We start from the raw sequence: 17,014 nt of genomic DNA, 5'->3' as shown, positions 1-17,014 counted from the left end.
ATATGCCTTTCAAGGAACTGGTACTGGCCAGTCATAACGCCGGCAAGCTCAAAGAACTGCAGGCCATGCTCGGCGACAGCGTGCGGCTGCGCTCCATCGGCGAGTTCAGCCAGGTCGAGCCGGAAGAAACCGGCCTGTCCTTCGTCGAGAACGCCATCCTCAAGGCGCGCAATGCAGCGCGGATTTCCGGCCTGCCGGCACTGGCCGACGATTCCGGCCTGGCGGTGGACTTCCTCGGCGGCGCGCCCGGTATCTACTCGGCCCGCTACGCCGACGGCCAGGGCGACGCGGCGAACAACGCCAAGCTGCTCGACGCCCTGCGCGACGTGCCTGACGAGCAGCGCGGCGCCCAGTTCGTCTGCGTGCTGGCACTGGTGCGACATGCCGACGACCCGCTGCCGATCCTCTGCGAAGGCCTCTGGCACGGACGCATCCTGCACGCGCCCAGCGGCGAGCACGGCTTCGGTTACGACCCGCTGTTCTGGGTCCCCGAGAGCGCCTGCTCAAGCGCCGAGCTGCCGCCAGTCGAGAAGAACCGCCTGAGCCACCGCGCCCGTGCGATGACGCTGTTGAAACAGCGGTTGGGGCGATGATCATAGCCACGAGCGGCCAACCACAAGCGGCAAGTGAAGACAGCGACATCGGCTCGCAGCCTGTGGCTTGCCCCTTCGAGCTGCCGCCCTTGGCGGCCTATGTGCATATCCCCTGGTGCGTGCGCAAATGCCCGTACTGCGACTTCAACTCCCACACCAGCGGCCCGCAGTTGCCAGAAGACGAGTACGTCGCCGCGCTGCTGGCCGATCTGGATGCCGACCTCGCGCAGGTTCAGGGCCGCGAGCTGCGTTCGATCTTCTTCGGTGGCGGTACACCGAGCCTGTTCAGTGCCCATGCGCTGGGGCGCATCCTCGACGGCATGCAGCAGCGCGTACCGTTCGCGGCGGATATCGAGATCACCCTGGAAGCCAACCCCGGCACCTTCGAGCAGGCCAAGTTCCGCGATTACCGTGCGCTCGGCATCAACCGCCTGTCCATCGGCGTGCAGAGCTTCCAGGCGGAAAAACTCAAGGCACTGGGACGTATCCACGATGGCGACGAAGCCATACGGGCGGCCGACATGGCGCGTGCGGCGGGCTTCGACAACTTCAACCTCGACCTGATGCACGGCCTGCCCGATCAGTCGCTGGAGGATGCGCTGTACGACCTGCGCACCGCCATTGCCCAGCGCCCGACGCATATTTCCTGGTACCAGCTGACCCTGGAACCCAACACGGTGTTCTGGAACAAGCCGCCGCAACTGCCCGAGGACGACACCCTCTGGGATATCCAGGAAGCCGGCCAGCGGCTGCTCGCCGAACATGGCTACACGCAGTACGAAACTTCGGCCTATGCCCAGCCAGGGCGGCAGGCACGGCACAACCTCAACTACTGGACCTTCGGCGACTTCCTCGGCATCGGCGCAGGCGCCCACGCCAAGCTGAGCCAGGCCGACGGTCGCATCCTGCGCAGTTGGAAAACCCGATTGCCGAAGGACTACCTCGACCCTGGCAAACACTTCCAGGCCGGCAGCAAGGCGCTGGAAATCGACGAACTGCCCTTCGAATTCCTGATGAACGCCCTGCGCCTGACCAACGGCGTACCCAACGAACTGTTCAGCCAGCGCACCGGCCTGCCACTGGCCAGCCTTGCCAAGGCACGCCAGGCAGCGCAAGCCAAGGGCCTGCTGGCCAGCTCGCCGGAACGCCTGGTGGCCACGCCGCAAGGGCAACTTTTCCTGAACGACCTGCTACAGCTTTTTCTCGACTGAGGACACCCATGGACATCCTGCTCGACCTGATCGCCAGCCTCTCGCGCTGGAGCCGCAGCCACCTCTACGATATTTCCCTGGCCTTTATGGCGACCCTGTTCGTGCTGTTCGGCCCGGCGCTCAATGCCTGGGTACAGCGCAATATCGGCGGCCTCAATTTCCTGCTGCGCACCCTTTTGTTCGTCGTCTTCTGCGCCCTGGTCTACGGCCTGGGCATCGTCTACCTGACGCCCTGGCTGAGCAAAGGCCTGGCGCAGTTGAACAACTTCACACTGTCGCCAGTGCTGTTGCTGATGTTTCTGATCGTCGGGGTGATTGCGGATCGGAATTGAGGACGGATACACAGCCCCATGACTCGGGGAAGAGCATTCGAAAATCGCGGGAGACGAACAATAGCGATACCCACCAGCATTTTTGACAGCGGGTATCGCTACGCTCGCCTTAGCGATTAGAAGTCATATTTCACTGTCACCATAAGATTCCGCGGAGCGCCATATATGCTTTCCGCCCTGGCTGGACTGGTGTTGATGCTCTGGTAGTACTTCTTGTCGAGTGCGTTATTCAGGTTGAGCTGGGCATCGATCTTTTCCGTGGGTTTGAAACCAAGGCTCAGATCCACAAGCGTGTAGCCGTCCTGCTCGATATGGTAGGCCGTAGTTCCGTTGATACCTTTGCTGTATACCGAGTTCTGCCGATACAGAGCCCCGCCTACCCGCCACCGCTGCCACGCGCCCGACAGCTGATAAGTGGTTGAAACCTTGAACAGATGTCGTGGCAAGGCACTGTCGAACAACCGCCCCTCGTTCTCCGGATTGGCATCCTTGCGATATTTAGCTTCGGTGAAGGTGTAACCAGCCGCCAGTTGCCAACCTGGGGTTATGGCCCCTTGAAGCTCCAACTCGACACCCTCGCTGCGCACTTTCCCGGCGGCTTCAAAACAGGTGACGAAGTTGGCAAAACCGGGGCACTGGCTCTGGTCGTCAAGCTCCTTGGCACGATTCTCCTGATCGATGCGAAATACTGCGGCTGAGGCGTTCAGGGCACCGTCGAAATACTCCCCCTTGATACCAACCTCGTAGTTCGTGCCCTCAATAGGTTTGAGCAAACGGTTGCCACTGTCGAACGCGTTCTGTGGTTTGAAAATATCGGTGTAACTGACGTAGACCGAGTGTTGAGCATCTAAGTCGTAGATCAGGCCCGCATACTTGGTGATGTGCCGCGTAACCTTGTACTGCTCGTCGGACCAGACGCTTTCTCCTTCGTAGTCGTACCAATCCAGTCGCCCACCGATAATGGCTGTAAGCGGATCGGCAAGGCTGAAGCGTGCGGTGGTGTAGATGCCTTGCTGAGTCTCGTCGTTCTTCTGCAACCAGGCTTCACCCACATTGGGCTTGGGCACCACGCCCGGATTCCAGTTGCCGAGATCCATACCGATATGCGTGTAAGCACCGCCACCATGCCCATCGAAGAGTTCCTCACGGTGGTTGGCGCCGACAACCAACTCATGTTCGTGACCGAACAGTTGGAAAGGACCGCTCGCATAAACGTCATAACTGCTTTGATTATCGACATAGCTGTAGTCGCCAACGCCTTGGTCATAACTGCCATTGCGCAGATAGACCTTGGTGGCCAGGAGGTTCAGGCGCGCCCAGATCTTGTTGGCCGTCAGATTGACTTTCCAACCGTTGTCAAAGCGATGCTCCAGTCCGGCGAAGGCGAACGTGTTGTTCTGATCCCAGTAGTCCCAGGTGTTACCCAGGTAAGTGGAGCGCGACAGATTGAGATCGCTGCCATCGGCTGCAACCGGTATCCCGCCCCAACCCTTGGTGCTGTTGTCGTTCTGCATTGACGCGCCGAAGGTAAACACGGTTCTTTCCGTCAGCTCGGCCTCGAGAATTCCGTAAATGAGGCCGCGTTCCTTGTCCACGACATCCTCAAAGCTTTTGTTGTTTTCATAAGCGGTGACGATCCGCCCACGCAACGTTCCAGTGCTGTTCAAAGCACTGGAAGCATCCACATCAGTGCGATAACGATCCCAACTGCCAACACTGCCGGTGACTTTGATACGTGTTTCTTCGGTAGGGCGTTTACGTACCAGATTGATCGCCGCTGCCGGATTACCCGCCCCCTGCATCAGGCCAGTGGCGCCGCGCACTACCTCTGCCCGATCGAAAATTGCCAGGTCCGCCGATGCGATGGTGTCCTGAGTAAACCCGGAAACGGTGCTGGTTGGCAGACCGTCATACATGATGTTGTCGACTTGGAAACCGCGTGCATAGAACGTCGGGCGCTCAGGACCGGCCTTGATCAGGCTGAGACCAGGCGTACTCTGCACGACGTCCTCAAGGTTGTTCATCGCCTGGTCATCCATTCTCTGCCGAGTGATCACGGTCACCGACTGCGGCGTCTCTCGAATGGAAAGAGGTAGTTTGGTCGCCGTCTGCATCGCTTTGCTGGTGTAAGAGCCACTACCCTCGGTGTCCATCCGCCGGACCAGCGCACTACTGGATATCTGCGTCGCCTCCAGACTCAACGCCTCCACCAGAACCAGCGCATAGCCGCCATTCGCCTGTCGTTGCGCTTGCAGGCCGGTACCGGACAGCAGCCGCGTCAGCCCTTCGTCGACACCGTACTGCCCTTGCAATCCTGGGCTGCGCCGCCCATCGGTCAACGACGAGGGATAGGACAGCAGGATGCCGGCCTGTTGGCCAAAACGGTTGAGTGCATCGCCCAGCGCACCTGCCTGGATATTGAATTCCTGTTGCTGGCTTTGCGCCTGCGCCGATACGGATACCAGTGCAGCGGGCACAGCACTGGCAGCAACCGCCAGGGCCAAGGCGCTGCGTGCGAAGAACGTACGGGGTTTCATCGGTGTGGCCATCTGTGTCTTTCCCTCCCGAGCCTGGAAAAAATAATGTGGCTCTACCGTCCAAGTCTCGCGAGCGGGAAAAAGGGACCAGCCTTTGTGAATTATTTTTATTCGCGCCGGGGCATGGGGCACTCAGTCATGCACTTGGCTCCAGGCTGACCCAGTAACGCGTGAAATAGCGCGACCGCAGCCCCAGCGTGCTGGCCAGGGTTTCGATTGCCCGGTCCGTGTTTTCCAGTGGATAGGTGCCGGACACCCGCAGGTCGGCGACCGCCTCCGCGCAGGTCAGGCGCCCCGGGCGGTGCCGCTGCAGTTCGCCCAGCAGGTCGGCCAGGCGCATACCATCGGCGACCAGCATGCCTTGCAGCCAGGCCAGGTCGCCGGGACGCACCGCGCTTGACTCGCCCCAGCCCTGGCGGTCGAAGCGCAACTGCTCGCCGCTGTTCACTCGACGCGAATCCTGTTGCAGCGCCGGATACACCGCCACCGCCCCCTCGTGTACTGCCAGCAGGCTGTCGTCCGGCCACTGACGCAGGCTGAAGCGCGTACCCAAGGCCTGCGCCCGGCCATCGCGGCACTGCACCAGGAAGGGCCGGCCCGCGGCATCAGGCGCGGTCTCGACCAGGATTTCACCTTCGTGCAGGTGGATGCAGCGCTGCCGTGCGTCATAACGAACGTCCACGGCGGAACCGCTGTTGAGTTGCAGGACACTGCCATCGGCCAGTTCCATGCGCGTGCGCTGTCCCGTGCCGGTGCGCAGGTCGGCGGTCCAGGCTGGCCAGGGCGTGTGTTCGCGCAGGCCCCAGGCCGTACCGCCGGCGAACAGCAACACGGCGAGCGTGCGGATCGCCTGGCGCCGCTCGGGGCTGTGCGCCGGCGCCTGGGCCGCTGTGCTGAGGGTCTGGCGCGTCGGCGTATCCAGGCTGGAGAAGCGACCATGGAAGGCTTCGATACGCTGCCAGGCCCGTTCATGCCGAGGGTCGGCTTCGCGCCAGCGGCGCAGGGCCTGGTGCGTGCTCTCATCAGCCGCACTGCTCTGCAGCTCGACCAGCCACTCGACCGCCCGCTGGGCGATCTCGGGGGCGATGGGTTCAGCCTTCATCGGCGAAGAAACACTGCTGGCCAGCCTTGACGATATAGCGCTTGACGGTGGTCAGCGACACGCCCAGTTGCCGGGCGATGCGCTCCTGGGTCCAACCTTCCAGTTGCGACCAGAGAAACGCCTTCCTCACCGGTACCGGCAGGCCATCCAGCAGTCGGTCCAGCGCCACCAGGGTCTCCATCAGGATGGCGCGCTCCTCCAGCGAGGGCGCACAGGCTTCCGGCACCTGGGCCAGCGCCTGCAGGTAGGCCTGTTCCAGTTTCTTGCGCCGCAGGTGGTTGTAGAGCACGTTCTGCGCCACGCTGGCCAGGTAGGCGCGCGGCTGGCGCAGGGCCTCCAGCTCGTCCCGCTCCAGCAGGCGCATGAAGGTGTCCTGCGCCAGGTCGGCAGCATGTTCGGAATCGCCCAGGCGCTTGCGCAACCAGCCCTGGAGCCATGCATGGTGGGCCTGGTAGAGCGCGGACAACTGATGATGAGGTGGATCGACGGGCATGGCGGAGCAGCCTGGAAAAAGCGCGGATGGGAATCGTTCGCCGATTATTGGTGAGAGCCCGAGCCACTGGCAAGTCAAAGCCACCGGCAGAGCATCCTCGCATCACCCCAAGGCGGTGCGGCGCTAGATAGTTGCGCCCGATGGCGCAAAATGTGAATCACTGCTCAGCATGGAATCGCCATCATGCCCATGCTATCCCCTTCGCTGCGGGCCAGGGGGCGCCATGTCGAGGAAGCGCAGTCATGACCAGAACTTCAAGAACCTTATCCTCGACTATCCACGTCAGGCTCTGGCGTTCTTCGCCCCAGCCGAGTCCGGGGGCATCGACGCAACGGCCCGTATCACGCCGCTGCGCCAGGAGCAGTTGAAGGAGCGCCTGGGCGAACGCTTTCGCGAACTGGATGTTCCCCTTCTGGTGGAATGGCCGGACGGGCGACGCGAAGCCCTGTTGTTCGTACTGGAGGAAGAGAGCGATCCCGGCCGTTTCTCCATCCATCGGCTGGTCCACTATTGCACGGACCTCGCGGAGCTCTTCGATACCCACCGGGTAGTGCCCGTGGTGATATTCCTGCGCAGCGACCAAAGCATCGCATCCCGACTCCGCCTGGGCGGCGAACGCCACTGCTACCTGGATTTCAACTACCTCGCCTGCCACCTGAAAAGGATTCCCTGGCTGGAACATCGCGATAGCGACAATCTGGTCGCCCGCCTCAACCTGCCCAACATGCAGTGGAACGACAGCGAGAAGATCGACGTCTACGCCCGGGCCATCCAGGGCCTGCTTGCCTTGGAGCAGAATATTGAAAAGCGGCTGAAATACATCGACTTCGTCGACATCTACACTAGCCTTGACGATAATCAACGGAAAATCTACCAGTCACGCTACCCGCAGGAGGGCAACGCCATGGCCACACTGACCGAACGGTTGCTGGACGAAGGTGCCCAGCAAGGCTCCCAGGCCATGCTGCAGAAACTGCTCACCCTCCGTTTCGGACCGCTGGATTCGACGACTCTGCAGCGCCTGCGCTCCGCCCATGGCGAAGAGCTGGACCATTGGGCGGAGAACCTGCTGGAGGCGCAGAGCCTGGAAGAGGTGTTCTCCCGTCACTGAAGCCTCTATTCGAGGGTTGCGCAAAGACCACCGGCGAACGGCCATCTTCCAGCAGCCTCGGGTACAATGCACCGCATCCGTGATCAAGCCCCTCAGAGGTGCGCCATGCAGCCGTTCGCCATTGCTCCGTCGATCCTGTCCGCCGACTTCGCCCGCCTGGGCGAGGAAGTCGACAAGGTACTCGCCGACGGTGCCGATATCGTCCACTTCGACGTGATGGACAACCATTACGTGCCCAACCTGACCATCGGCCCGATGGTCTGTACGGCGCTGCGCAAGTACGGCATCACGGCGCCCATCGACGTGCACCTGATGGTCAGCCCGGTGGATCGCATCATCGGTGACTTCCTCGAAGCCGGTGCCAGCTACATCACCTTCCATCCCGAAGCCACCCAGCACATCGACCGCTCACTGCAACTGATCAAGGACGGCGGCGCCAAGGCCGGCCTGGTGTTCAACCCGGCGACCTCGCTGGACGCACTCAAGTACGTCATGGACAAGATCGACATGGTGCTGCTGATGAGCGTCAACCCCGGCTTCGGCGGGCAGAAATTCATTCCCGGCACCCTGGACAAGCTGCGCGAGGCGCGCGCGCTGATCGACGCCAGCGGCCGCGACATCCGTCTGGAGATCGACGGCGGCGTGAATGTGCAGAATATCCGCGCCATCGCCGAAGCCGGTGCCGACACCTTCGTCGCCGGGTCGGCGATCTTCAACCAGCCCGACTACAAGGCGGTGATCGACGCCATGCGCGCAGAACTGGCCCTGGCCCGCCCATGACCCTTTTGCACACGCTGTTCGGCGGCGAGCTGCCGCGCCTGGTGATGTTCGACCTGGACGGCACCCTGCTGGATTCGGTGCCCGACCTGGCCGCCGCCGTCGACCGCATGCTGGAGCAGCTCGGTCGCCCGCCCGCTGGCGTGGAGTGCGTGCGTGACTGGGTCGGCAATGGCTCGCAGGTGCTGGTACGACGCGCCCTGGCCGGGCAACTCGAGCACGCGGCGGTCGACGATGACGAGGCAACGCAGGCTCTGGCACTGTTCATGGCCACCTATGCCGACAGCCACGCCCTGACCCGCGTCTACCCGGGCGTGCGCGAATGCCTGGACTGGCTCGCCGCCCGCGACATCGCCATGGCGGTCATCACCAACAAGCCCGAACGCTTCATCGCACCGCTGCTGGCGGAAAAGGGCCTGGGCGACTACTTCCGCTGGCAGGTCGGCGGCGACACCCTGCCCCGCTGCAAACCCGACCCGGATGGCCTGCTGCATGTACTGCACGCCGCTGCGGTGGAGCCGGCACAGGCGCTGTTCGTCGGCGACTCCTGCAACGACGTTCGTGCCGCCCGCGCGGCGGGTGTGCGTTGTGTGGCCCTGAGCTACGGCTACAACCATGGCCGCCCGATCGCCGAAGAAAACCCCGCACGTGTGTTGGACGACCTGCGCGAGCTGGTTGCGTCCTCTCCGACGCTGCGCTAGTGTTGCCGTTCGATGCCCATCCCGCCAAAGAGATCAGATCGTGGTGGTTACCTGCAAGCAATGGATGAACGTGATCAAGGCCCTGGCCCGCTGGCGTTGGCGCGCCTGACATTTTCCATTGGCCGGCCTCCGCCGGCAGCCGCTTGCCGAACCCTGTACGTACCACACCCTCCGACCACGAGGCTGATATGACCCGCGAAGAATTCCTGCGCCTGGCCGCCGAAGGCCATAACCGTATCCCGTTGCATTTCGAAACCCTGGCTGACTTCGACACCCCGTTGTCGCTCTACCTGAAACTGGCCGACGCGCCGAATTCCTACCTGCTGGAATCGGTACAGGGCGGCGAGAAATGGGGGCGTTACTCGATCATCGGCCTGCCCTGCCGCACCGTGTTGCGAGTGCAGGGCCATCAGGTCGAGATCAGCGAAGACGGCGAACGGCGCGAAACCCATGACGTCGAGGACCCACTGGCCTTCGTCGAGGCGTTCCAGCAGCGCTACCAGGTCGCCCCGGTGGACGGCCTGCCGCGCTTCAATGGCGGGCTGGTGGGCTATTTCGGCTACGACAGTGTGCGCTACGTCGAGCGCAAGCTGGGCGACTGCCCCAATCCCGACCCGCTGGGCTCGCCGGACATCCTGCTGATGGTGTCCGACGCCGTGGTGGTATTCGACAACCTGGCCGGCAAGCTGCACTGCATCGTGCTGGTCGACCCCAGCAGCGAAGACGCCTACGAGAACGGCCTGGCGCGCCTGGCGCAGTTGCGCGAGACACTGCGCCAGCCGACCCAGCCCCGTTCGGGCCTGGGCTTCTCTGCCGCACCGACGAGCGAACCGGCCTTCCGCTCCAGTTTCAGCCGCGAGGACTTCGAAGCCTCGGTCGCCCGTATCAAGGATTACATCCTCGCCGGCGACTGCATGCAGGTGGTGATTTCCCAGCGCATGTCGATTCCCTTCGAGGCCGCGCCCATCGACCTGTACCGGGCGCTGCGCAGCTCAAACCCGACGCCCTACATGTACTTCTTCAACTTCGGTGACTTCCATGTGGTCGGCTCGTCGCCGGAAGTACTGGTGCGGGTCGAGGACGGCCTGGTCAGCGTGCGGCCGATCGCCGGCACCCGCCCGCGCGGGGCCAATGAAGAACAGGACCTGGCGCTGGAGCGCGACCTGCTCTCGGACCACAAGGAACTGGCAGAACACCTGATGCTGATCGACCTGGGCCGCAACGACGTCGGCCGCGTCGCCGAGACCGGCTCGGTAAAGGTGACGGAGAAGATGGTCATCGAGCGCTATTCCAACGTCATGCACATCGTTTCCAACGTCACCGGCCAGTTGCAGGCGCCGCTGACGGCGATGGACGCACTGCGGGCGATCCTGCCGGCCGGCACGCTGTCGGGCGCGCCGAAGATCCGCGCGATGGAAATCATCGACGAACTGGAGCCGGTCAAGCGCGGCGTCTACGGCGGCGCGGTGGGCTACCTGGCCTGGAACGGCAACATGGACACCGCCATCGCCATCCGTACCGCGGTGATCAAGGACGGCGAACTGCACGTCCAGGCCGGTGCCGGCATCGTCGCCGACTCGCAGCCCGCCCTCGAATGGGAAGAGACCCTGAACAAGCGCCGCGCGATGTTCCGCGCGGTGGCACTGGCCGAACACCGTGATGCGTGAGGGAGAATCGACATGCTGCTGATGCTGGATAACTACGACTCCTTCACCTACAACGTGGTGCAGTACCTGGGCGAGCTGGGCGCGGACGTGAAGGTCGTGCGCAACGATGAATTGACCGTGGCCGAGGTCGAAGCCCTCGCCCCCGAACGCATCGTCGTCTCACCCGGCCCCTGCACCCCGAGCGAAGCGGGTATCTCGCTGGAACTGATCCGGCATTTTGCCGGCAAACTGCCTATTCTCGGCGTCTGCCTGGGCCATCAGAGTATCGGCCAGGCATTCGGCGGCGACGTCGTGCGCGCGCGCCAGGCCATGCATGGCAAGACCAGCCCGGTCTTCCATGAAGACCAGGGCGTGTTCGCCGGTCTCAACAACCCCTTGCGCGTGACCCGCTACCACTCGCTGGTGGTCAAGCGCGAAACCCTCCCCGACTGCCTGGAAATCACCGCCTGGACGCAGCACGATGACGGCGCCATTGACGAAATCATGGGGCTGCGACACAGGACGTTGAATATCGAAGGCGTGCAGTTCCACCCTGAATCGATCCTCTCCGAGCAGGGCCACGAGCTGTTCGCCAACTTTCTCAAGCAGACCGGAGGCGTACGCTGATGGATATCAAGCAGGCCCTGAACCGTGTGGCCAGCCAGCTCGACCTGAGCACCGAGGAAATGTCGCAGGTCATGCGCCAGATCATGACCGGCCAGTGCACCGAGGCGCAGATCGGCGCCTTCCTGATGGGCATGCGCATGAAGAGCGAAACCATCGACGAGATCGTCGGTGCCGCGCAGGTCATGCGTGAACTGGCCGAGCCGGTGCAACTGCCGACCGAACAACTGGTCGACACCTGCGGCACCGGTGGCGATGGCATGGGCATCTTCAACGTATCGACCGCAGCCTCCTTCGTGGTCGCAGCGGCCGGCGGCAAGGTCGCCAAGCACGGCAACCGCGCGGTTTCCGGCAAGAGCGGCAGCGCCGATCTGCTGGAGGCGGCCGGGGTCTATCTGGAGCTGACGCCCGAGCAGATCGCCCGCAGCATCGACGCGGTGGGCGTAGGCTTCATGTTCGCCCCGGCGCACCACAACGCGGTCAAATACGCCGCTGGGCCACGCCGCGAACTCGGCTTGCGCACCCTGTTCAATATCCTCGGCCCCCTGGCCAACCCGGCACGGGTCAAGCATCAGGTACTCGGTGTATTCAGCCAGGCGCTGTGCCGTCCCCTAGCGGAAGTCTCCGCACGCCTCGGCAGCACCCATGTGCTGGTGGTCCACGCCCAGGACGGTCTGGATGAAATCAGCCTGGCCGCGCCGACCCATATCGCCGAGCTGCGCAATGGGGAAATCAGCGAATACCGCATCCAGCCAGAGGACTTCGGCATCAAGAGCCAGAGCCTGATCGGCCTGGATGTCGAGGACGCCGCCGCATCGCTGGCGCTGATCCGCGATGCGCTGGGGCGGCGCAAGACCGAAAACGGGCAGAAGGCCGCCGACATGATCATCCTCAACGCGGGCGCAGCGCTCTATGCGGCGGACATCGCCAGCAGCCTGAAACAGGGTGTGGAAATGGCGCATGACGCCCTGCATACCGGCCTGGCCCGCGACAAACTGGAAGAGCTGGTGTCCTTCACCACCATATTCAGGCAGGAGAACCCACAATGAGCATCCCTACCGTGCTGGAGAACATACTCGCGCGCAAGGTCGAGGAAGTGGCTGCGCGCAGCGCCAGGGTCGGGCTTGCCGAGCTGGAGCGGCAGGCGGCCGCTGCCGATCCGGTACGCGGCTTCGCCGATGCCCTGCGCGAACGTGTGCAACGCCGGGAAGCGGCGGTCATCGCCGAGATCAAGAAGGCATCGCCCAGCAAGGGGGTGCTGCGCGAGCATTTCGACCCGGTGGAAATCGCCATCGACTACGAGCATGGCGGCGGCGCCTGCCTGTCGGTGCTGACCGACGTGGACTTCTTCCAGGGCGCCGACAGCTATCTGCAACAGGCCCGTGCAGCCTGCAAGCTGCCGGTGATCCGCAAGGATTTCATGATCGACCCGTACCAGGTGATCGAGGCCCGCGCCCTGGGCGCCGACTGTATCCTGCTGATTGCCGCGGCGCTGGACGATACACGGATGGCCGAACTGGCCGATGTCGCCAAGGCACACGGACTGGATGTGCTGGTGGAGGTCCACGACGGCGATGAACTGGAGCGCGCGCTGAAACTGGAAACGCCGCTGCTGGGTATCAACAATCGCAACCTGCACACCTTCGAGGTCAGCCTGGACACCACCCTGGAACTGCTGCCACGCATCCCCCGCGAGCGCCTGGTGGTCACCGAGAGCGGCATTCTCAACCGCGCCGATGTCGAGCTGATGGAAATCAACGAAGTGCATGCCTTCCTGGTCGGTGAAGCCTTCATGCGTGCCAGCCAGCCTGGGCAGGAATTGCAGCGCCTGTTCTTCCCCGAGCGCGCCCGCCACCGAACCAGCACCAGCCAGAGCGATCCCGACTGAACACCACACTCGTAGGGTGCGCCGCGCGCACCTGAACGCTCGATAGCTCGGTGCGCACGGCACACCCTACGGCCCGATGAGTGGCGTGGCTCAACGGGTGCCGTACACCACCATCGTCTTGCCCCTCACCTGCACCAGTCCCTGGGTATCCAGGTTGCGCAACACCCGCCCGACCATCTCCCGCGAACAGCCGACGATGCGCCCGATTTCCTGGCGTGTGATCTTGATCTGCATACCGTCGGGATGGGTCATCGCTTCCGGTTGCTTGCACAGGTCGACCAGGGCACGTGCGACCCGTCCGGTCACGTCGAGGAAGGCCAGGTCGCCGACCTTGCGCGTGGTGTTGCGCAGGCGCTCGGCGAGCTGGCTGCTCAGCGCATAGAAAATCTCCGGTTCCTGCTGCGTCAACTCGCGAAACTTCTCGTAGCCGATCTCCGCCACCTCGCAGGCACTGCGCGCCCGTACCCAAGCGCTGCGCTCGCCGAATGCCTGGAACAGCCCCATTTCACCGAAGAAATCCCCACGATTGAGGTAGGCGACGATGATCTCCCGTCCCTCGGCATCTTCGATCACGATAGAGACCGATCCCTGCAAGATCAGAAACAACGTCTCGCTCCGCTCGCTCGCATGCAGGATCGAACTCTTGGCACCGTAGCGGCGCCTGTGGCAGTGGGTCATCAGCGTGTCGATATGTTTCTTATCGCAGGGAAGGGTGATCGCTACCATGTCGCACATCCTTGGCAAATATGGCCGATGCCGGCTCTTGGCTGTCTTGTCGTCACGGAACCGCCCTACTGGATCCCGAGCCGGTCCGCTCTTGATCAGACGGTTCTGCCCGGTAGTGCTTTAAATCCATGCTCGTCCGTCGACCGGTTCGAGTGCCCCAGGCGGCGTGCTAGACTTTCGCGTCATTTTCGGAGGTTGATCATGAAGGCACGAATTCAGTGGGCAGGCGACGCCATGTTCCTGGGCGAATCAGGCAGCGGCCATGTGGTGGTGATGGATGGCCCGCCCGACCACGGCGGTCGCAACCTGGGCGTGCGCCCGATGGAAATGCTGCTGCTCGGCCTGGGCGGTTGCAGCAGCTTCGACGTCGTCAGCATTCTCAAGAAATCGCGCCAGCGCGTCGAAAGCTGCGAAGCCTTTCTGGAAGCCGAACGCGCCGATGAAGACCCCAAGGTCTTCACCAGGATCCACCTGCGCTTCGTCGTGAAAGGCCGTGGCCTCAAGGAAGCCCAGGTCAAGCGCGCGGTGGAGCTGTCTGCCGAGAAGTACTGCTCCGCCTCCATCATGCTCGACCGCGCCGGTGTCGAAATCAGCCACGGCTATGAAATCGTCGAGCTGGACTGAGTCGCGTCGAAGGCCGGCCATCTGACCCTCGCTTGACCCGCGTCAGCCAGCCACCGCCGCCATGGACTAGAGTGATTGGAGTGCCTGGCGTCTTCCCTGCCCCTGGCAGCACAGACGTCAGCGTTCCATCACCCAAGACTCAAGGAGAGTGTTCATGGTCATGATGAAAGCCGCTGTATTCGTCGAGCCCGGTCGCATCGAACTGCAGGACAAACCCATCCCGGAGGTCGGCCCGAACGACGCCCTGGTGCGCATCACCACCACCACGATCTGCGGCACCGACGTGCACATCCTCAAAGGTGAATACCCGGTCGCCCCCGGCCTGACCATCGGCCACGAACCGGTCGGGATCATCGAGAAGCTCGGCAGCAACGTGCAGGGCTATCAGGAAGGCCAGCGGGTCATCGCCGGTGCCATTTGCCCCAGCTTCACCTCCTACGCCTGCCAGGACGGCGTTTCCTCCCAGGACGGCGGTTGCAGTTGCCACGGCTACAAACCCATGGGCGGCTGGCGCTTCGGCAACACCATCGATGGCACCCAGGCCGAATACGTGCTGGTCCCTGACGCCCAGGCCAACCTGGCGCCGGTGCCCGATGGACTGACCGACGAACAGGTGCTGATGTGCCCGGACATCATGTCCACCGGCTTCGTCGGCGCGGAAGCGGCGAATATCAAGATCGGCGACATCGTCGTGATCTTCGCCCAGGGCCCCATCGGGCTCTGTGCCACGGCCGGCGCCAAGCTGCGCGGCGCCAGCACCATCATCGCGGTGGACGGCGTCGACTCGCGCCTGGAGATCGCCCGCAGCCTCGGCGCGGACGTCACGCTGAACTTCAGGAAAGTCGACGTGGTGGATGAAATCCTCAAGCTGACCGGGGGGCGCGGCGTGGATGTCTCCATCGAGGCACTGGGCCTGCAATCCACCTTCGAGAGCGCCCTGCGGGTACTCAAACCGGGCGGCACCCTGTCCAGCCTGGGGGTCTACTCCAGCGACCTGGTGCTGCCGCTGGGCGCTATCCACGCGGGCCTCGGCGACAACAAGATCATCACCTCGCTGTGCCCGGGCGGTAAGGAGCGCATGCGCCGCCTGCTCAATATCGTCGCCTCCGGCCGGATCGACCTGGCGCCGCTGGTCACCCACGAGTACAAGCTGGACAACATCGTCGACGCCTACGACCTGTTCGCCAACCAGCGCGACGGCGTGCTCAAGGTGGCGATCAAGCCCTGAGCACCACCACATAGCGCGCAGAAAGCACAATGCCCCGTATCGAGGGATACGGGGCATTGTCTTGTCGGCGTCCGGACTGCCGGGGTTCTAGCCCCCCCCGGCAACCCTTGCGCAATCAACGCTTGTTGGTGAATTCCGGGTAAGCCTCCATGCCGCACTCGGCGAGGTCCACGCCTTCGTATTCCTCTTCCTCGCTGACACGCAGCCCCATCACCAGTTTGATGATGCCCCAGACGATCAGGCTGGCGACGAAGACCCAGGCGAAGATGCAGACGGCACCCAGCAGTTGCGCACCGAAAGTCGCATCCGGGTTGGTCAGGGCAACCGCCAGCACACCCCAGATACCGACCACGCCGTGGACCGAGATGGCACCAACCGGGTCATCGATACGCAGTCGATCCAGCCCCAGGATACTGAACACCACCAGCACACCACCGACCGCACCGATCAGGGTCGCCTGCAACGCACTTGGCGTCAGCGGCTCGGCAGTGATCGCCACCAGGCCCGCCAGGGCGCCATTGAGGATCATGGTCAGGTCGGACTTGCCGAACAGCAGACGGGACACGATCAGCGCCGCGATCACGCCACCGGCGGCGGCCATGTTGGTGTTGGTGAACACCTGGGCGACCGCGTTGGCATCCTCGATGGTGGTCATGCGCAGTTGCGAACCACCGTTGAAGCCGAACCAACCCATCCACAGGATGAAGGTACCCAGGGTCACCAATGGCAGGTTGGCGCCGGGAATGGCATTGACCTGACCGTTAGGGCCGTACTTGCCTTTACGCGCCCCGAGCAGCAGGACACCAGCCAGCGCTGCGGTGGCACCCGCCAGGTGCACGACGCCCGAACCGGCGAAGTCCAGGAAGCCGGCTTCGTCGAGGAAACCGCCGCCCCATTTCCAGAAGCCCTGTACCGGGTAGATGAAACCGGTCATCACCACGGCAAAGGCAAGGAAGGCCCAGAGCTTCATGCGCTCGGCCACTGCACCGGAAACGATCGACATGCAGGTCGCGGCGAACACGATCTGGAAGAAGAAGTCCGCACGCGCCGAGTAGTAAGGCGCATCCTCGCCACCCGCGGCGACCACATCCACCGCGTGCTCGTCACCGATCAGGAAGCCCAGGCTCGGCAGAATGCCGCCCGCGGTACTGGAGTACATGATGTAGTAGCCGACCAGCAGGTACATCACCGACGCCACGGCGAACAGCGTGATGTTCTTGGTCAGGATTTCCACTGTGTTCTTGCTGCGCACCAGACCCGCTTCGAGCATGGCGAACCCGGCAGCCATCCACATCACCAGTGCACCGCAGATGACGAAGTAGAAGGTATCCAATCCGTACTGGACCGGTATCAATGCTGTGCTTTCCATAATTTTCCCTCGCTTGCGCTATGCGCCGGACACGCTGCTCCCGTGGCGTCCG

The 17,014-nt window shown here is 63.3% G+C and carries 17 protein-coding genes; 12 read left to right on the top strand and 5 right to left on the bottom strand.

The features are described from left to right. The first annotated feature begins 2 nt into the window (after positions 1-2). Genes rdgB through HW090_RS13665 form a run of 3 tightly spaced genes read left to right on the top strand, consistent with a single transcriptional unit; the run spans position 3 to position 2,136 of the window. Complete coding sequence (gene rdgB / locus HW090_RS13675; protein WP_179114916.1) at positions 3-593, top strand: RdgB/HAM1 family non-canonical purine NTP pyrophosphatase; 591 nt, start codon at positions 3-5, stop codon at positions 591-593. Then, positions 590-1,804: a radical SAM family heme chaperone HemW gene (hemW, locus tag HW090_RS13670; RefSeq protein ID WP_179114033.1), complete on the top strand. Its 1,215-nt coding sequence runs from the start codon at positions 590-592 to the stop codon at positions 1,802-1,804. Before rdgB ends, hemW begins: the two co-directional genes overlap by 4 nt. Before the next feature lie 8 nt (positions 1,805-1,812). Further along, positions 1,813-2,136, top strand: a complete 324-nt coding sequence (locus HW090_RS13665; protein WP_179114032.1) for a DUF3392 domain-containing protein — start codon at positions 1,813-1,815, stop codon at positions 2,134-2,136. A 116-nt stretch (positions 2,137-2,252) separates the two neighbouring features. Here the strand turns inward: HW090_RS13665 and HW090_RS13660 are convergent, their stop codons facing one another. The 3 genes from HW090_RS13660 to HW090_RS13650 form a co-directional block, all read right to left on the bottom strand. Then, complete coding sequence (locus HW090_RS13660; RefSeq protein ID WP_179114031.1) at positions 2,253-4,685, bottom strand: TonB-dependent receptor; 2,433 nt, start codon at positions 4,683-4,685, stop codon at positions 2,253-2,255. A 124-nt stretch (positions 4,686-4,809) separates the two neighbouring features. Next, positions 4,810-5,775 carry a FecR domain-containing protein gene (locus HW090_RS13655; RefSeq protein ID WP_179114030.1) on the bottom strand — a complete coding sequence of 322 codons (966 nt, stop codon included), beginning with the start codon at positions 5,773-5,775 and terminating at the stop codon, positions 4,810-4,812. Next, positions 5,765-6,268 (bottom strand): sigma-70 family RNA polymerase sigma factor, encoded by a 504-nt coding sequence (locus tag HW090_RS13650; RefSeq protein ID WP_179114029.1) that lies wholly within the window; start codon positions 6,266-6,268, stop codon positions 5,765-5,767. Before HW090_RS13650 ends, HW090_RS13655 begins: the two co-directional genes overlap by 11 nt. Positions 6,269-6,491: 223 nt before the next feature. On the opposite strand from HW090_RS13650, the gene HW090_RS13645 reads away from it, so the two are divergent. The 7 genes from HW090_RS13645 (at position 6,492) to trpC (ending at position 13,015) form a co-directional block, all read left to right on the top strand. Beyond that, complete coding sequence (locus HW090_RS13645) at positions 6,492-7,379, top strand: DUF4351 domain-containing protein (protein ID WP_179114028.1); 888 nt, start codon at positions 6,492-6,494, stop codon at positions 7,377-7,379. Between the two features lie 105 nt (positions 7,380-7,484). Further along, the gene (rpe, locus tag HW090_RS13640) at positions 7,485-8,159 is read left to right on the top strand and encodes a ribulose-phosphate 3-epimerase (protein ID WP_179114027.1); all 675 of its coding nucleotides are present in this window, start codon (positions 7,485-7,487) and stop codon (positions 8,157-8,159) included. Further along, the gene (locus HW090_RS13635) at positions 8,156-8,857 is read left to right on the top strand and encodes a phosphoglycolate phosphatase (protein ID WP_256930673.1); all 702 of its coding nucleotides are present in this window, start codon (positions 8,156-8,158) and stop codon (positions 8,855-8,857) included. Before rpe ends, HW090_RS13635 begins: the two co-directional genes overlap by 4 nt. A 188-nt stretch (positions 8,858-9,045) precedes the next feature. Further along, on the top strand, positions 9,046-10,524 hold the full coding sequence (gene trpE, locus HW090_RS13630; protein ID WP_179114026.1) for an anthranilate synthase component I: 1,479 nt from the start codon (positions 9,046-9,048) through the stop codon (positions 10,522-10,524). A gap of 12 nt (positions 10,525-10,536) precedes the next feature. Then, positions 10,537-11,130: an aminodeoxychorismate/anthranilate synthase component II gene (locus tag HW090_RS13625; protein ID WP_179114025.1), complete on the top strand. Its 594-nt coding sequence runs from the start codon at positions 10,537-10,539 to the stop codon at positions 11,128-11,130. Next, positions 11,130-12,176 (top strand): anthranilate phosphoribosyltransferase, encoded by a 1,047-nt coding sequence (gene trpD / locus HW090_RS13620; RefSeq protein ID WP_179114024.1) that lies wholly within the window; start codon positions 11,130-11,132, stop codon positions 12,174-12,176. Before HW090_RS13625 ends, trpD begins: the two co-directional genes overlap by 1 nt. Then, a complete protein-coding gene (gene trpC, locus HW090_RS13615) occupies positions 12,173-13,015 on the top strand; it encodes an indole-3-glycerol phosphate synthase TrpC (protein WP_179114023.1) in 843 nt (280 codons plus the stop codon). Before trpD ends, trpC begins: the two co-directional genes overlap by 4 nt. A 90-nt stretch (positions 13,016-13,105) precedes the next feature. Here the strand turns inward: trpC and crp are convergent, their stop codons facing one another. Next, positions 13,106-13,741, bottom strand: a complete 636-nt coding sequence (gene crp, locus HW090_RS13610; RefSeq protein ID WP_179114022.1) for a cAMP-activated global transcriptional regulator CRP — start codon at positions 13,739-13,741, stop codon at positions 13,106-13,108. 201 nt (positions 13,742-13,942) lie between these two features. On the opposite strand from crp, the gene HW090_RS13605 reads away from it, so the two are divergent. Both HW090_RS13605 and HW090_RS13600 read left to right on the top strand, forming a co-directional pair. After that, the gene (locus HW090_RS13605) at positions 13,943-14,365 is read left to right on the top strand and encodes an OsmC family protein (protein ID WP_179114021.1); all 423 of its coding nucleotides are present in this window, start codon (positions 13,943-13,945) and stop codon (positions 14,363-14,365) included. Positions 14,366-14,519: 154 nt separating this feature from the next. Next, positions 14,520-15,593: an NAD(P)-dependent alcohol dehydrogenase gene (locus HW090_RS13600; protein ID WP_179114020.1), complete on the top strand. Its 1,074-nt coding sequence runs from the start codon at positions 14,520-14,522 to the stop codon at positions 15,591-15,593. A 115-nt stretch (positions 15,594-15,708) separates the two neighbouring features. On the opposite strand, the gene HW090_RS13595 is transcribed toward HW090_RS13600, so the two are convergent. After that, the gene (locus HW090_RS13595) at positions 15,709-16,962 is read right to left on the bottom strand and encodes an ammonium transporter (protein WP_179114019.1); all 1,254 of its coding nucleotides are present in this window, start codon (positions 16,960-16,962) and stop codon (positions 15,709-15,711) included. Between the last annotated feature and the right edge of the window lie 52 nt (positions 16,963-17,014).

The organism is Pseudomonas sp. ABC1, assembly GCF_013395055.1.
GTDB lineage: Bacteria > Pseudomonadota > Gammaproteobacteria > Pseudomonadales > Pseudomonadaceae > Stutzerimonas.
This window is presented reverse-complemented; position numbering and strand designations above follow the sequence as displayed.